Below are 15871 nucleotides of genomic sequence, written 5' to 3' on the forward strand. Positions count from 1 at the left end.
TTTTTGTGATGAAGTAGCAGAAATATGGTAAAAAGAAGCTACGAAAATAAGTTAAATTAACTGGTATAGATTTACTGGTATAGATTAATTTAGGCGGAGGGATAGAATTGGCAAAAATAAATTTTGATATTAATCCAGTAAATGAGATTAATCATGTTATGCATGATTCTGATTCTGGTTCTATGTCTAAATTATTGGATCTCTGCTTGAGGTTTGGTAGCTTGATGAATAGTGTTGGTTCAGAGAGTGCCAGGACTGAGGATAGTATTGAGAGGATTCTTGCTGCTTATGGTATTGATTCACCTTCAGCCTTCTGTATACCTACTATTGTTATTATTAGTTTTAAAGATGAAGATGGTAATATTTATACAAGTAGTAGAAGAATGCGCTCACAGAGTAGCAACTTCACTAAACTAGACGAACTCAATAGTTTATCCAGGTATTTATGCGATGGAGAGCTGAAAACTCTAAGTATTTTTGAATCTGAGTTGGATCGAATCGAAGAGATTGAATACAACTTTAATATGAACAACCTGATTGGTACTCTCTTAGTTGCCTTTGGATTTAATTTTATCTTTGGTGGAGATCTTAGAAACGCAATAGGAGCAATGTTAGCGGCATTTTTAATGGCGCTTATTAACAATTTCTTGACCAATGCCCAGGTCAACTCTACCTTTAATAACCTAGCTTCTAGTTTCTTTGGTAACGTCTTCGTTGAGTTGTTTGCCATGATTGGCTTAATTAATAACACAGGAACAGCGAGTATCTCGATTATCATGGGATTGGTCCCAGGTATGCTTCTGACAACTTCTATTAGAGAAGTTTTCTCGAAAGATTATACTTCAGGTTTAAATAAACTAGTTGAGTGTTTATTTATAGCGATAAGCCTGGCAGTTGGTGCTGCACTTGCTATTGTATTATTAAGGTAGGTGAAATATGGAAGCATTAATTTCAGGTTTAGTAGTAATTTTAGCAGTAGCTCTTTCTACGTATGGCTATTCAAAGATGTATGTTTTGCCGAAAAGGTTGTTGCCTGTTTCAATGTTGGCAGCTATTGCAGGTTGGGTAATAAACTCATTGATGATTGAATATTATGGTAGTTCTTTTGCAGCTGCTTTTGTGGCAGCATTTAGCATTGCAATGATAGGAGAAATTTGCGCAAGAAAAGTAAAAGCTCCAGCAATTATCATTATTGTTATAGGAATTTTGCCACTAGTTCCAGGTTCTTTGGTATATAGAACGGTTGAGAAAATAATAGCAGAGGATATTAGTGCAGCTATATCAATTGGTTTAGAAACCATAGGTATTGCTTTATCCATGGCATTAGGTATTTTAGTTAACTCTACTTTTGTACAGCTTTACTATCTAACAAAGAGACGATTAAAAAAATATCAAGAGCGAAAAGCTATGAATGAGTCTGATAATGCTAGTGGAAGTAGTGATAGTAGTGAAAGCAGTGAGGAATTCAAAGGCCTTAAGGATGCTGATGAAATTTCTGACCCTGTAGTAATAGATGAAGATACAGATGAAAATAATTAGTTATTACTGCATTCGCATATAAAAGTAGATAATACTAACGACAAATGTAAAAAATAAAGTTATCATATAAGCGTAGGGAATCTAAATTTAGGATATATTTAATTCTAGCGAAGATTTGGATAATAAACATTAACTAGAAAGGATATTGATAATGAACAACTTATATTCTGGATTCAACGCACGTAATGAATTTTGCTTGAATGTAGATAAATTAAATTTAAACGAGTTGGACGTATTGAAGAGAGTCGCACCTGTTTTGGACATAGACATTAACAAAAATAATGGTATAGCTCTTTTTACAGAGAAATCAACAGACGATAGCATTACAGTTGAATTTGATGCAATTGATAATATTATGCGCATTAAATATTTTGACTTGAGAAGTTTTGCTAGAGCACTCTCACATTTAAGAGAAGTCCGTGAAACTGGCAAGGCTGTTCACGAGAAAGTACAATTTGAAGATCTCGGATTCATGGTTGACCTCTCAAGAAATGCAGTTTTAACCGTCGATAGTTTGAAACTCCTAACTAATTACCTTGCTGTTATGGGTTATAACACACTTTTCTTATATATAGAAGATACTTATGAAATCGATGACTACCCATATTTCGGTTATCAAAGAGGAGCATATTCAAGCCAAGAGCTCAAAGAGATTGACGATTATGCATATAGTTTAGGTATTGAAGTTATTCCATGTATGCAAACTTTAGGTCACTTGAGAAATGCTTTCATTTGGCCATATGCAAATGAGATCAAAGATACTGATGATGTCCTTTTAGTTGGTGAAGAAAAAACTTATGACTTTATAAGATCCATGTTAAGGACATTAAGTAATTCAGTTAGAAGTCGTAGAATTCATATTGGTATGGACGAGACTTTTGGTTTGGGACGTGGTAATTACCAAACAAGAAATGGTGCTGAAGCTCCACATGAGATTTTCGGTAAACACATCGAAAGAGTCTTGGAGATTGCTAAAGAGTTTGATTACGATCCAATGGTCTGGTCAGATATGTACTTCCGCTTCATTTCAAGCACAAATAATTATTATGATCTAAACACAGAAATAACTGAGGATATCAAGAAAGTTGTTCCAAATGAGGTTTCACTAGTTTATTGGGATTACTACAATACCAACGAAGAAATCTATGAGAAGATGCTAGAAAGACATAAGTTACTAGGTGGTAATAAGACCTGGTTTGCAGGTGGTATCTGGAACTGGAACGGTATTAAAGTCAATCACGGCAAGATGTTTGCTACAAGTCAACCTGCCTTAGAAGCATGTAGAAAAGCTGGTATTAAGCATATCTTAACTACTGCTTGGGGAGACAATGGTTCCGAAACCAGTGTATTTGAAGCATTACTCGGAGCACAATATTTTGGTGAAGCAACCTGGCAAGAGCAATTACCTACTAGAAGTGAGACAATCAGAAGATTTAACTTAACTGTTGGTGGTGACGGAAAAGCATACTACAACATGCGCTTGTTCGATGAGGTCCCAGGCGTTCCTAAAGATAATCTTGTTTGTTATAACCCAAGTAAATACATTTTATACAGTGATGTATTGACTGGTCTATTTGATGTTCACATTAATCCATATGCAGAAGAGTTAAGTGAGCATTATGGCAATCTAGCAGACTACTTTGACTTGAAGGCAGCAGAAACAACAGATCAACATAGATTGTTCTACTTGCAGTCAGCACAATTAGCAGATGTTTTACAACGCAAGGTTGTTTTAACCTCTACTTTGAGAGCATCATATTTAGCTGGCGATAAATCAACATTAAGACAATTGGTAGAGTTTGACTTGCCAGAATTGATTGGTGCAGTCACAGACTTACAAGCTTTCACAATGTCAATCTGGTATCTACACAACAAACCTCAAGGAAGCGAAGTAATTGACTCTAGAATGGGTGTTTTAATTGCAAGACTCAAGACTACTTTGGATAGAGTTGACGGTTACTTGAATGGTGTATATGAATTCTTACCAGAGTTAGAATCTAAACGCTTAGCCTTTGATGGACGTAGTTTGGCAGAAGTTGAGATATCACCTCATACCAGAGTAAATGACTGGAAGAGAATAATATCAGCTAGCCCAATTTCTAACGCTCCATAGGGTACAGGGGAAAATTAAATAGTTATCAAAATAAAATAAAATTGCAGGTAACAAGCCTTTGACATTATCAAATAAGCGGACCTGCAATTTTCGGGTGAATGTTTATCACCAAAGAAAGGATGTTTTATGAACAGAAATCGTTTACGCTACATTGCTCTAGCAGCAATGATCGCAGCACTATACCTATTGTTGTATTTACCATTGAAACCAATAGGATTTGGACCTATACAATTTAGGCTAGCAGAAATCTTGACGCTATTGCCAGCCTTGACCCCAGCAGCAATACCTGGAGTATTCTTGGGTTGTATTTTAGCTAACATTGTTGGTTCAGGACACTGGGTAGATATAGTTTTCGGAAGTTTGGCAACCTTGATTGCAGCTATACTAACTCGTATCTTAGCAAATAGAACTAAAGTTAGTGAGCAATACTCAGGTTACACAAGCAAGGAATTAGCTCAAAAGAAAGCCTTGTACTTGCTACCACTTCCAACAATTATCTTAAATGCTCTTATTGTTGGTACATATCTAACACTAGTATTTACAGATGCTGCTTTCTCTTGGACATTGCTAATTACAAATGTTTTGTCTCTAGCCTTGTCTGAAGCATTTGTCTTGTATGTAATTGCTTTACCTCTTTATATTGTATTGCAACCTTACTTCACTAGACATAGATTTGATAAATAATTAATTTAGTTAAAAAGTTAAATTTTAGAAAATAGAGTAAATTGTCTTGCTGATTTTGCTGGGATAATTTACTCTATTCTTATTATTAGGACTAAAATTTAAGTGAAAAGGTAAGATTATGACAGAGAAGAATTCATTTTATTTTTCTGAAGAACAAGATGTAAAAAGTGATGAGAGAATCATTGATTTTACTTGGGGAGAAATAGATTTAAGCTTTATTTCAGATAACGGAGTTTTTTCCAAAAATCACATTGATTTGGGATCTAAACTTTTGCTAGAAGCATTTGAAACAGAAATGCTCGAATTAGCAAGAGAGGATTATCCTAAGTTTGAAAAAATAAGTTCTGGTAAAAAACTAGATCTTGGAACAGGCTATGGTGTAATTGGTATTACTGCTCAGAAACTTTTCCCAAAAGGCTCCATGCTCTTAAGTGACGTTAATGAAAGGGCTCTAGCTCTAAGTGAGAAGAATATTGCTAGAAATTTAGCAGTTAAGACAAGCACTATAAAGAGTGACGGCTTCAGTAAAATTAATGGAAAATTTGATATTATTTTGACCAATCCACCGATGCGAACTGGTAAAGAAAAAGTCCATGAACTACTTAGCCAGGCGAAAGATCACTTGAGTGATGATGGAATTTTATTAGCTGTTATTGGTAAGAAGCAGGGAGCAGAATCTTACGGTAGATACTTGGATGAAATTTTCCCTTTGACCTGGACTTCTTTGAAGAAAAAAGGATTCACAGTTTTTGCTTGTAGCAAAAAAGTAGACGAACTAGATTAAATGGACTCTCTGTAAAGGAGTTGCAAATGAAATTAAAGAGAATTATAAGTGTTATTCTTGTGAGTGTAATGGTACTTGCGACGGCTTGCTCTGGTAATGATAGCAATAATAAAAAGACTAGTGAGAATGAAATCTTGGGTGAGATAAACTACCAAGCTAAGAATGTGTTAATTGAACCAGGCACAGATGAATTAGGCGAGACTTTGGACTATAGAGAGATTTTAAATCTTGAAGAATACGCACTTTCATCTGAGAAGCCGGTCTTGCTTTGTGTAAAAAGAGATAAGCTTAAAAACATGAATGTCATTATTCCTTGGATGGAGGATATGGCCCATAAATACAGAGGCTCAGTCAATGTTGTAATGGCAGAAGATGACCCTAATGAGGAGCTATTCTACTATTTGGATTATCAAAATGTGCCAACAATTTTTCTACTATATGATGGCGAAGTAGTCCGACAAGCTTCTTGGGAAGAAGAGGATGGATTGCAAATCTTAGTTGAAAAGATGCAGGAGTTGGTGAAATAGTTTTTTAGCCCTGATTTTATGCCATAAAGTTAGCTTATAAGAATAAAAATAGTTTAGAATTAAACTAACACTAATTTAACCTATAAATTTTGATATTGAATTAAAATTTATTTAATAAATAATAGGAGAATTAGAAGGCTATGGATTATAGAGATATTGCAGCATTTATAATTGATAATGTTGGTGGTTGGGATAATGTGCAAGCGTTAACACATTGTATGACAAGATTAAGATTCGATCTTAAAGATGATTCAAAGGCTAATGAAGAGGCGCTTAGAGATAATGAAAATATAGTTGGTGTTGTCAAAAGTGCAGGACAGTTTCAAGTTGTATTAGGACAGCATGTTTCTAAAGTTTATGAGCAAATTATTGCTATTAAAGATAATCAGATTATAGAAGTAGTAGATACAACTGAGAAAAGATCAAGTAATCTTAGCAGTGGAGTTCCAAGTGGAGAAGCGAATGATAAGAAGGTAGGAATTTTCTCTAAACTAATTTCTACTATAGTTGGTATAGTTGGACCACTGTTGCCAATATTGATAGGTGCAGGTTTAGGTAGAGCAATTTTAGCTTTAATAGTTCAATTTGGCTGGGTAAATACTGAAGTATCCTTAACTTATAAATTATTTAATATGGTTTTTGATGCAGGTTTTACATATTTACCAATTTTTGTAGCAATATCTGCAGCAAAACACTTTAAAACTAATGTTTATTTAGCAGCATTATTAGGAATGGCATTAGTACACCCAACTTGGAATGCAAGTGTCGATGTTTTAAATCCACAATTTATAGGTAAGATTTTTAGCTTTGTTCCAGTCTATGGTATGTCATATACTTCATCTATAATTCCGTCAATTTTAGTTGTTTGGGTAATGAGTAAAGTTGATCACTTCCTTAATAAAAAATTACCAGATCTTATCAAGCCTACTTTTGGTCCACTCTTACTTTTAGCAATAATGATTCCTGCAACATTTGTAGTATTGGCACCAGTAATGGGTGTAGTTTCCAATTTATTAGGAAATGCAATGCTATGGTTCTTTAACACATTTGGTGGAATTGGTCTTGGAATTCTAGGTTTAATTTATCCATGGATGGTTGCTACAGGAACACACTCAACTCTCGCTGTAGGTGGTTTGCAAATACTAGGTCAGAATGGATTTGATCCAATCTCAAGAACACTAACAATGGGAGCTAATATGGCTCAAGCAGGTGCAACTTTCGCAGCTTCTATTAAGACAAAAGATGTGAAATTAAAATCAATGAGTTTATCAGCAGGTGTTACAGCCTTAGTTGCTGGTATTACTGAACCTGCTTTATATACAGTATCTTTGCAGTACCGTAAAATTATGTATGCCGTAATGGCAGGTTCTGCTGCAGGAAGTTTATTTGGCGGTTTGATGGGATTGAAAGCATTTGCCTTCATGTCACCTAGCGTTATAAATATCCCAATGTGGATAGGTGAAGGTGCACCTAATAACGTTATTATTGCAATAATTTCAATGTTGATTGCGTTTTTAACTACTTTTGTAATTACATTGTTCATGAAGATAGAAGGCTTGGAAGAAGGAGCATCAGTAAATAAAAAGTAGTGATGGAGGATTTTATGTACGCAGATCTACACACGCATACGAATTATAGTGACGGTAATGTGGAAGTTGAAGATCTTGTTAAGTTGGCTAAAGAAAAAGGAACTAAAGTTCTCGCAATAGCTGATCATGACACGGTTTTTCATTATGATCGAATAAAAGAAGCTTGTGATCAATATGGAATCAAAAGTGTTTGGGGAATAGAGCTTAGTTGTTACGATTTTTCTGTGAATAAGAAAGTTCATATTCTAGGACTAGGATTTAAAGATTACCCTGTAAATGTTGAAGCCAAAGGTAAGCAGGCGTTAGCAGGAAGAGATAATTATCATAAAAAGATGATTAAAATGCTAAATGAAAAAGGCTACGATATCACATATGAAGATGCTAAGAAACATTCGAAATACAATATAGTATTTAAGCGCCATCTTTTCGATGCGATTGTAGAAAAATACCCTGAGATGAAAGATGCAAGCAAGTATAGAGAGCTATTTCTTAATACAGGCTTTAGCAATGCGGATCTTGAAATGGACTATATACCAGTAGATGAGGGTATTGAGGCGATTCATAAAGACGGTGGAATTGCTATCTTAGCTCACCCATGTCTATATAGCAATTACCCAGAGATAGAGAAGTATGTAGCTTATGGTCTGGATGGTTTAGAAGTATCACATCCGGAAATGAAAGCGGAAGATTATGTAAAAACCAAAGAAATAGTTGAAAAGTTTGACCTTATAGCAACAGGAGGATCTGATTTTCACGACTTTCTCTTAACTCCTGATATGGGAGAATATGGCATTACAGAAGGACAGTATAAAGTGGTAGAAGAGAAGATAAAATTTAGAAATGATAAATAGTGTTGTAAATTTCAGAGATGTATCTGGATATATTAATACTGAAGGTAAAGAAATAATACCAGGAAGAATTTTCAGAGGTGGCAGTTTAGATGATATTACTAGCCCTGAGATAAGCTCATTCTATAAGGATTTGAATATTAAGAACATAATTGATTTTAGAGGGGAAAATGAGGTTCTTGATAAGCCGGATCCTGAAATACCTGGAACAGAACATTACCATCTTAATGCATTAAAGAATATTAAAGGATTTGATGGTTTTGACTTTGGTCATATACTTGGTACTAATCCTTCAGATGAATTAATTAATAAAGCGTATGATTATCTTCTAGCAGGATATGAAAGTATGCCAATAGATAATCTTGCTTTTAAGAAGGCATTTGATATTCTTTTGGAGAATAATGGAAGTACATACATACACTGCTCAGCTGGCAAAGATAGAACAGGACTTCTGGTGTATTTATTAATGCGTGCCTTAGGTTTCTCACACGAAGATGGGTTAAGTGAGTATTTAAAGTCGAATGAATATATAAATTTGGGCTTTGATGCATATATTGAAAAACTTGGAATAGCTTCAGAGAAGCTTGAGTTGTATAAACCATTGTTATTTGTTAATGAGACTTTCCTGAATAAAGCTATGGATAGAATAAAGGCTAAATATAGCAACTTGGAAGATTATTTCTTGAATGAACTTAATTTAGATGAGCAAAAACTTCTTAGATTGAAGTCATATTATTTGAACGACTAATTCAATAGCTTGAACTACAAAACATAAAAAATTAAAAATATAATTAAATAACTCTCCAAAATTATTTTTGGAGAGTTATTTTTGTTGGTTAAATGAATCTAATACAAATCAAATGTTAAATCACCAAATAACATCCATCGCTTCGCCGATAGAGTCAACGTAAATTATTTCCATCTCTAGATCACTTAGTTTTTTGACTTGTTTTTGATTAGCTCCTGGCACGATCATGTATTTAAACCCTAATTTACTAGCTTCTTTAACTCTATTTTCTATGTGAGATACTGGTCTGACTTCACCAGTTAAACCAACCTCACCGACAAGAAGTAATTTGTCTTTGATAGCCTTTTCTTTGAAACTGGAAACTATACCTGCGATTAAGGCTAGGTCTGTAGAAGGATCGTCTGCCTTGAAACCATTAACTACATTGATAAATGCATCCATATTACTGATGCCAAGATTTAATTTTTTCTCCAAAAGAGCGATTAGCATGCTTACTCTATTACGGTCAAAACCTTGAGTGACTCGAATAGGTGAAGCGTAAGAACTTGGATTTAGCAGTGCTTGAATCTCCATAATCATAGGGCGAGTACCTTCTATTACACAGGTTAAAGCAGATCCAGCAACGTTTATAGGACGGCCTTGAAGCAAGCTACTAGAAGCATCCTCTAAAGGAATTAGACCTTGGCCAGTCATATCAAAAATACCAACCTCATTAGTTGCACCAAATCTATTTTTTACGGCTCTAACTAGTCGTAAGTTTGAGTATTTGTCTCCCTCGAAGTAGATAACGGTGTCGACCATGTGTTCAAGAATTCTAGGTCCAGCAATATTTCCATCTTTAGTAACATGACCTACTAAGATTATTGTTGTGCCTAAAGATTTTGCAATACGCAAGAAGCCAGCACTACAGTCTCTGACTTGGCTGACAGATCCTGGAGCAGAACTTGATTGCTCAGAATACACAGTTTGAATTGAGTCAACAATGCAGAGTTTTGGTTTAAGTTCTTGAACTATTGCAGCAATATTTTCAAATACTATTTCACTGCTTAAATTAATATTGCTTTTATCCACTCCCAATCTTTCAGCACGATTTTTAACTTGAGCTGCAGATTCTTCACCGCATATATACAGTATGGATTCACTCTTTATATCAGATTTACTTGCTGCTTGTAGAAGTAAGGTGGATTTACCTATTCCTGGATCTCCACCTACCAAGACAAGAGAGCCTGGGACAAAACCACCACCAAGTACTCTATCAAATTCTGAAATCCCTGAGCTATAATATTCAGATTTGCTCGAGTCGACTTTTTGCATTTGTATTAATTTTTGATGCCTAGAGTTAGTGCCAGAGTTGGAGCGTAATTTCGGGCTAGCTTCAGATGTGTCAGAACTTTCATCTTCGTTATCTAGCTCAATTTCTACAGCGGCTTCATCAAGTAAGTCTTGAAGCCAACCGGTACTTACACCTGCTTGTTCAACTTTTTTAGGCTTAACGTCACGAGGTTTCTCTTCAAAAGTATTCCAGCCGCCACAATTTGGGCATTTACCAAGCCAGCCGCTACTCTCATAGCCACAAGCTGTACAATAATAAGTATTAGATTTCTTTGCCATGCAAAACCTCGCAATTCTTATGTTTTAATAAACTTTTGCTTTACAGACCTTAGCACAGAAAAATTCATGTGGTTTTTAACCGTCTGCATCTAAATTTATAATAAAACTTTGCCCAAAGCTTATTCGTCAACAATTTCCAACAAAACTGGACAATGGTCAGAACCCATAACCTGATCCAAAATATCTGCCTTCAAGAGTCTATCCTCAAATCTTTCACTAACTAAGAAATAGTCTATACGCCAGCCAGCGTTTCTGTTACGAGCATAGGTCCTATAGCTCCACCAGGTATAGCGTTCTTCTACGTCAGGTTCAAAATATCTAAAAGTATCGATAAACCCAGTATCTAGAAGTTTAGAAAAATCCCCACGCTCTTCATCACTAAAACCAGCATTCATGTGGTTTGATTCAGGGTTCTTCAGGTCAATTTCTGTGTGGGCCACGTTTAGATCACCACAAACAACAACAGGTTTAATGGCATCTAACTTCTCTAAATATAATCTAAAAGCCTCATTCCAGACTTGACGATTATCTAGTCGTTTAAGTTGGTTTTGTGAGTTAGGTGTATACACGGTGACGAAGTAATAATCAGAGAATTCAAGGGTAATAACACGTCCCTCAGTTTCCATTTGCTCAACAATCAAGCCATGGTCAGATTCACCGTGGTCAGCAGCGATAAAATCTTGTGACATATGGAAAATTTTAACCTCGTCTAGATCAATTAATTTTTCTTCTTCAGGAATATTTAATCCGTGACTAAAACTAATTGGTTTATTTTTAGTAAAAATAGCAGTTCCAGAATAACCCTTTTTGCCTGCATAGTTCCAAAATTGATAATATCCTGGGAGGTCCAACTTAACTTGATCTTTTTGACACTTAGTCTCTTGAATGGCAAAAATATCTGCATCAATCTCCTCAAAGAATTCATTGAAGTTTTTATTTAAAACTGCCCTAATTCCATTAACGTTCCAAGAAATAAATTTTTTGCTCATAAAACCTACTTTCTTTAATAAATATTTTTTGCTTATGTACTTAATTTTAAGGCTAAAGTGTTTTTTTGTCGATTGACTTTGTTTGTAGTTTGTTTGTACTTTGTTTGTAGTAGATTACGTGATAAAATTACCGAACTGTTATATAATTTTAAAGATAGATTTGCCCTAAGTTATGGGCTTAAATTGTACAATCATGGAGGCGTTATGAAGAATACAGCAGCAAAAGGAACTCAGGATATATTGCCAGAGATTAGTAGTGCCTGGGAACATATAGAAGATAAGTTCAGGGAAATATGCCAACTTTACGGATACGAAGAGATTAGAACTCCGACATTTGAGCATACTGAGGTCTTTGCTCGTGGTGTTGGTGAGACTAGTGACGTCGTCCAAAAAGAGATGTACACTTTCGAAGACAAAGGTAATAGATCAATTACTTTGAGACCAGAAGGAACTGCTGGTATAGTAAGAAGCTTTATTGAAAATGGGATGAACTCCTTAGCCTTCCCAGTTAGATTATTTTATGAGATAACAGCTTTTAGGTATGAGAATGTACAAAAAGGTCGTTATAGAGAATTCCACCAACTAGGAGTGGAAGCTTTTGGTGCTGAGGGACCATTTATCGATGCTGAGATGTTAGCAATGTTGCAACATTTCTTCAAAGCTCTAGGTTTGAAACAAATTAATTTAGAAATTAACAGTTTAGGAACACCAGAGAGTAGAGCAGTTTATAGAGAAACCTTGCTTGGATATTTGAGACCTCATAAAAATGAACTTTGTGAGGACTGCCAAGCTAGAATGGAGGAGAACCCTCTACGTGTATTGGACTGCAAAAATGATCACTGCCATGAGATTACGAAGTCAGCTCCTTTGATTCTTGATTATCTTGATGAAGAAAGCGAAGCACACTTTAACAAGTTACAAGAGCTACTAGATAATCTAGGAGTTGAGTACAAGGTAAATCCTAAGATAGTTAGAGGTTTAGATTACTATAGCAAAACTGTTTTTGAGTTCATTTCAGAGAATGTTGGTACTCAAGGAACTATCTGTGGCGGAGGCCGCTATGATGGCTTGATTAAACTAATGGGCGGTCAAGATACTCCAGGAATTGGATTTGCCCTAGGTGAAGAGAGATTATTGCTAGAGTTAGAGGCACAGGGTGTTTTAAGAAACGATAGGCCAGTAGCTGATGTATTTATTGCAAGTTTAGATGATGAAGCTTTAGAAGCTGCACAGAAACTAAGCCAAGAACTTCGCTACTTAGGTATAAGAGCTCAATACGAATTGACAGGTAGATCACTCAAAGCTCAAATGAAATATGCAGGTAAGCAAGGGGCCAAGAATTTAATTGTTCTTGGTGGAGATGAATTGAGCGAGGGCAAGGCAGCTGTAAGAAGTTTGGTTGAGAAGGACAAAGCTGAGCATGAGTTCGATCTAGACCATGTTGAAGTTCTAGCAGACTATTTGAAAAATTAGCTAAATAAGCAAGATGAGTGTAAAACTTAGCTCGATAAAAATGTAAAAAGTGTAAAATAAGGTATAAATTTATTTAGATTGTTTGAGGAGAAAAAATGGCTGAGAGTTTAAAAGGTATAAAACGTACTAATTATTGTGCTGAGATTAGTGAAGCTGATTTGGGCAAAGAGTTAGTCCTAACAGGTTGGACACAGAAGCAAAGAGACTTGGGTGGACTTGTTTTTATCACACTAAGAGATAGAACAGGTTTGATTCAATTAGTTGTCGATGAAGACTCACCTGAAGATGTACGTGAGAAAGCAAGTAAGGTTAGATCTGAATTTGTTTTAGCTGCAAAAGGTGTATTGCGCAAACGTCAAGATCCAAACCCTAATATGCCAACAGGTGATTATGAATTACTTGTGCAAGAATTGCGTATTTTATCTGAATCTGAAACTCCACCATTCTACATTGAAGAAGAGAGTGATGTTAAAGAGAGCCTGAGATTAGAACATAGATACTTAGACTTACGTAGACCTGATATGGCTAAGATTATGAAGCTAAAATCAGACCTAGCTCACTTCACCAGAAATTACTTCTATGAAGCAGGTTTCCTGGACGTTGAAACTCCTATTCTAGGTAAGAGCACTCCTGAAGGTGCTAGAGACTACCTAGTTCCTTCACGTGTTTATAACGGTCAATTCTTTGCTTTGCCACAAAGTCCACAATTATACAAACAATTACTCATGGTAAGTGGCGTGGATAAATATTTCCAAATTGCACGTTGCTTCAGAGATGAAGACTTGAGAGCGGATAGACAACCTGAGTTTACTCAAGTAGATATTGAAATGAGTTTCGTTGAAGAAGAAGATATCCAAAACTTAATGGAGCCATACCTAAGAGAAGTTCTTAAGAAATTTAAAGGCAAAGAAATTCCTGCAATTGAGAAGTTAACTTACAAGGAAGCAATGGATCGTTTCGGATCTGATAAACCAGACATGAGATTTGGTCTAGAGATTTGCGATATTTCAGATTTGGTAGCAGACTCTGAGTTCAGAGTATTTAAAGATGCTCTAGATGCAGGTGGTTCTGTAAGATTGATCACAGTTCCTGAGGGTGGCAAAATGAGTCGCCGTGAAATAGATGCACTAAGTGAATATGTTAAGACTTATAGAGCAGGTGGACTTGCTTGGTTAGCTCCAGAAGATGAAAAATGGCGTGGATCTATTTTGAAATTTGTTACAGAAGATTTAGAAGCTAAATTACTAGAAAGAACAGCAGCAAAAACAGGTGACTTGTTGCTTATTGTTGCAGACAAGAGCAATAAGATTGTATTAGAATCACTTGGCCATTTGAGAAACAAAGTTGCAGCTGACTTAGAACTATATGATCCAGCAGATGATAAGCTAGTTTGGATTACAGAATTCCCATTGTTTGAATGGGATGAAGAAGAAGGAAGATACACTGCAGTTCACCACCCATTCACCAGCCCAATGGACGAGGATATTCAATATCTAGAAACTGATCCAGGTAGAGTTCGTTCCAAAGCCTATGATATAGTCATGAATGGTTATGAACTTGGTGGTGGAAGTATCCGTATTCACGATAATGAACTACAAAATAAGATGTTCGAGTTGCTTGGTTTTACCAAGGAATCAGCGTATGAACAATTCTCATTCTTGTTGGATGCCTTCAAGTATGGTGTGCCTCCTCATGGTGGTATTGCTTTAGGTTGGGACCGCTTGATAATGTTGCTTTCCGGATCAAGTAATATCCGTGATGTTATTGCTTTCCCTAAAGTTCAAACATCAGCTGATTTAATGACAAAAGCTCCAGGCGTAGTTAGTGAACAACAATTAGAAGAATTAGGATTGATTATTGATAAAGAAGCTGCAGATGCTCCTGAGACAGAAACAGTAGATGAGTTTCTATAGTATACGTTAGAGGTTGCAATGGATAAAAAATATAAGCCACAATCTGAATACGATAGAGACTTATCTGCAGAAAAAACAGCAGACGATGTATTGTCTGGTAATGAAGCAGGCTTATTGCCTGATTCTGATAATGAGCAAAACATTAGGCCCATTAGACCAGATGTGAATGAAGTTGAAGGGCCAAGGTTTTCTGATGATACAGATTTAGGATCTGGTGTGCGTCAAGCAAAAATTCAGATGACCCCGAGAAAAGAATATATTCCAAGTTCAGAAGGTTTAGAGGAATTTAATTTGCAGATTGAAGGCGATACAGATGATTTAGAAGATTCTGATGATAACAATACTAATGATGCCGATTTTTCTCCTAAGAACAATAATGAAGGCAGCAATAACAAAAAAGTCCTAAATGCTTCAGATGATATATTTAAGAAAAGAGATAAAAGAGTTGTTGTACTAGAAATTCTGGATTGGATTAAATATATTCTAATCGCCATAATACTTGGTTTATTAATTAGTAAATTCGTAATCCAGCGTAGTGAAGTTGTCGGAAGATCAATGGAGGATACTTTGCATGATGAAGATCAGCTAGTAGTAGATAAATTGACTTTGCTCTTCTCAAGTCCAGAAAGAGGAGATATTGTAACTGTTAATGGGGCCAAAGCACATAATGACAATAAAGAAGTAGGTATGCTTGTAAAAAGAGTTGTGGCTTTGCCAGGAGATACATTGGATTTCAAAGATGGTAAAGTAATTATAAATGGTCAAGAGATAGAAGAAGACTATTTGAGTGCAGGTACGTATACAATGGCGCCATTCGGCTGGCAAGGTGAGATACGAATTCCTGAAGGACATTATTATGTATTAGGAGATAACAGAGGTAACTCTGCAGACTCAAGAGTTTTCGGACCAGTTCCAGAAAATGCAATTGAAGGTAAAGTCTGGATAAGAATTTATCCATTTGATAAATTTGGAAAACTTGATTAAAACTTATTGTTAAAATCAGAATTAATATAAATTGAAAATAAATTAAAAATAAAAACGTTGATGAAAGAG

14 protein-coding genes are annotated in these 15871 nt (G+C 35.6%); 12 read left to right on the forward strand and 2 right to left on the reverse strand.

The genetic code is table 11. The features are described from left to right. The first annotated feature begins 107 nt into the window (after nt 1-107). From C5Q98_RS00420 to C5Q98_RS00460, 9 genes are all read left to right on the forward strand, one after another. Nucleotides 108-929 (forward strand): threonine/serine exporter family protein, encoded by an 822-nt coding sequence (locus tag C5Q98_RS00420; RefSeq protein WP_106011772.1) that lies wholly within the window; start codon nt 108-110, stop codon nt 927-929. Nucleotides 930-936: 7 nt separating this feature from the next. Beyond that, nucleotides 937-1539, forward strand: coding sequence for a threonine/serine exporter family protein (locus C5Q98_RS00425; RefSeq protein WP_106011773.1), 603 nt, complete (start codon nt 937-939; stop codon nt 1537-1539). Between the two features lie 151 nt (nt 1540-1690). Continuing rightward, the gene (locus C5Q98_RS00430; RefSeq protein WP_106011774.1) at nt 1691-3652 is read left to right on the forward strand and encodes a beta-N-acetylhexosaminidase; all 1962 of its coding nucleotides are present in this window, start codon (nt 1691-1693) and stop codon (nt 3650-3652) included. Nucleotides 3653-3778: 126 nt separating this feature from the next. After that, the gene (locus C5Q98_RS00435) at nt 3779-4336 is read left to right on the forward strand and encodes a QueT transporter family protein (RefSeq protein ID WP_106011775.1); all 558 of its coding nucleotides are present in this window, start codon (nt 3779-3781) and stop codon (nt 4334-4336) included. 118 nt (nt 4337-4454) lie between these two features. Continuing rightward, a complete protein-coding gene (locus C5Q98_RS00440) occupies nt 4455-5120 on the forward strand; it encodes a class I SAM-dependent methyltransferase (RefSeq protein WP_106011776.1) in 666 nt (221 codons plus the stop codon). 26 nt (nt 5121-5146) lie between these two features. Further along, on the forward strand, nt 5147-5647 hold the full coding sequence (locus C5Q98_RS00445) for a YbbN family protein (RefSeq protein ID WP_106011777.1): 501 nt from the start codon (nt 5147-5149) through the stop codon (nt 5645-5647). A gap of 140 nt (nt 5648-5787) precedes the next feature. Next, nucleotides 5788-7236 (forward strand): PTS transporter subunit EIIC, encoded by a 1449-nt coding sequence (locus C5Q98_RS00450; RefSeq protein ID WP_106011778.1) that lies wholly within the window; start codon nt 5788-5790, stop codon nt 7234-7236. A 14-nt stretch (nt 7237-7250) separates the two neighbouring features. After that, nucleotides 7251-8087 carry a PHP domain-containing protein gene (locus C5Q98_RS00455; RefSeq protein ID WP_106011779.1) on the forward strand — a complete coding sequence of 279 codons (837 nt, stop codon included), beginning with the start codon at nt 7251-7253 and terminating at the stop codon, nt 8085-8087. After that, nucleotides 8077-8832 carry a tyrosine-protein phosphatase gene (locus tag C5Q98_RS00460; protein WP_106011780.1) on the forward strand — a complete coding sequence of 252 codons (756 nt, stop codon included), beginning with the start codon at nt 8077-8079 and terminating at the stop codon, nt 8830-8832. The genes C5Q98_RS00455 and C5Q98_RS00460 overlap by 11 nt, the downstream gene beginning before the upstream one ends. A 120-nt stretch (nt 8833-8952) precedes the next feature. Here C5Q98_RS00460 and radA read toward each other — a convergent pair whose 3' ends face one another. Continuing rightward, the gene (gene radA, locus C5Q98_RS00465) at nt 8953-10443 is read right to left on the reverse strand and encodes a DNA repair protein RadA (RefSeq protein ID WP_106011781.1); all 1491 of its coding nucleotides are present in this window, start codon (nt 10441-10443) and stop codon (nt 8953-8955) included. Nucleotides 10444-10562: 119 nt separating this feature from the next. Continuing rightward, complete coding sequence (locus C5Q98_RS00470) at nt 10563-11432, reverse strand: exodeoxyribonuclease III (RefSeq protein ID WP_106011782.1); 870 nt, start codon at nt 11430-11432, stop codon at nt 10563-10565. A gap of 204 nt (nt 11433-11636) precedes the next feature. Here C5Q98_RS00470 and hisS point away from each other — a divergent pair, with 204 nt between their 5' ends. The 3 genes from hisS (at nt 11637) to lepB (ending at nt 15802) form a co-directional block, all read left to right on the forward strand. Continuing rightward, entirely contained in the window at nt 11637-12905 is a 1269-nt protein-coding gene (gene hisS, locus C5Q98_RS00475; RefSeq protein ID WP_106011783.1) for a histidine--tRNA ligase, read from the forward strand. 95 nt (nt 12906-13000) lie between these two features. After that, complete coding sequence (aspS, locus tag C5Q98_RS00480) at nt 13001-14818, forward strand: aspartate--tRNA ligase (protein WP_106011784.1); 1818 nt, start codon at nt 13001-13003, stop codon at nt 14816-14818. A gap of 18 nt (nt 14819-14836) precedes the next feature. Continuing rightward, on the forward strand, nt 14837-15802 hold the full coding sequence (gene lepB, locus C5Q98_RS00485) for a signal peptidase I (RefSeq protein ID WP_106011785.1): 966 nt from the start codon (nt 14837-14839) through the stop codon (nt 15800-15802). Nucleotides 15803-15871 lie beyond the last annotated feature (69 nt).

It is taken from the genome of Fastidiosipila sanguinis (assembly GCF_002998295.1).
Classification (GTDB): domain Bacteria; phylum Bacillota; class Clostridia; order Saccharofermentanales; family Fastidiosipilaceae; genus Fastidiosipila; species Fastidiosipila sanguinis.

Excerpts from the sequence above, each read along its gene's own strand:
- C5Q98_RS00455 (WP_106011779.1), top strand. The coding sequence starts at position 7,251 with ATGTACGCAGATCTACACACGCATACGAATTATAGTGACGGTAATGTG.
- aspS (WP_106011784.1), top strand. The coding sequence starts at position 13,001 with ATGGCTGAGAGTTTAAAAGGTATAAAACGTACTAATTATTGTGCTGAG.
- C5Q98_RS00470 (WP_106011782.1), bottom strand. The coding sequence starts at position 11,432 with ATGAGCAAAAAATTTATTTCTTGGAACGTTAATGGAATTAGGGCAGTT.
- C5Q98_RS00435 (WP_106011775.1), top strand. The coding sequence starts at position 3,779 with ATGAACAGAAATCGTTTACGCTACATTGCTCTAGCAGCAATGATCGCA.
- C5Q98_RS00445 (WP_106011777.1), top strand. The coding sequence starts at position 5,147 with ATGAAATTAAAGAGAATTATAAGTGTTATTCTTGTGAGTGTAATGGTA.
- C5Q98_RS00450 (WP_106011778.1), top strand. The coding sequence starts at position 5,788 with ATGGATTATAGAGATATTGCAGCATTTATAATTGATAATGTTGGTGGT.
- hisS (WP_106011783.1), top strand. The coding sequence starts at position 11,637 with ATGAAGAATACAGCAGCAAAAGGAACTCAGGATATATTGCCAGAGATT.
- lepB (WP_106011785.1), top strand. The coding sequence starts at position 14,837 with ATGGATAAAAAATATAAGCCACAATCTGAATACGATAGAGACTTATCT.
- C5Q98_RS00425 (WP_106011773.1), top strand. The coding sequence starts at position 937 with ATGGAAGCATTAATTTCAGGTTTAGTAGTAATTTTAGCAGTAGCTCTT.
- C5Q98_RS00430 (WP_106011774.1), top strand. The coding sequence starts at position 1,691 with ATGAACAACTTATATTCTGGATTCAACGCACGTAATGAATTTTGCTTG.
- C5Q98_RS00440 (WP_106011776.1), top strand. The coding sequence starts at position 4,455 with ATGACAGAGAAGAATTCATTTTATTTTTCTGAAGAACAAGATGTAAAA.
- C5Q98_RS00460 (WP_106011780.1), top strand. The coding sequence starts at position 8,077 with ATGATAAATAGTGTTGTAAATTTCAGAGATGTATCTGGATATATTAAT.
- radA (WP_106011781.1), bottom strand. The coding sequence starts at position 10,443 with ATGGCAAAGAAATCTAATACTTATTATTGTACAGCTTGTGGCTATGAG.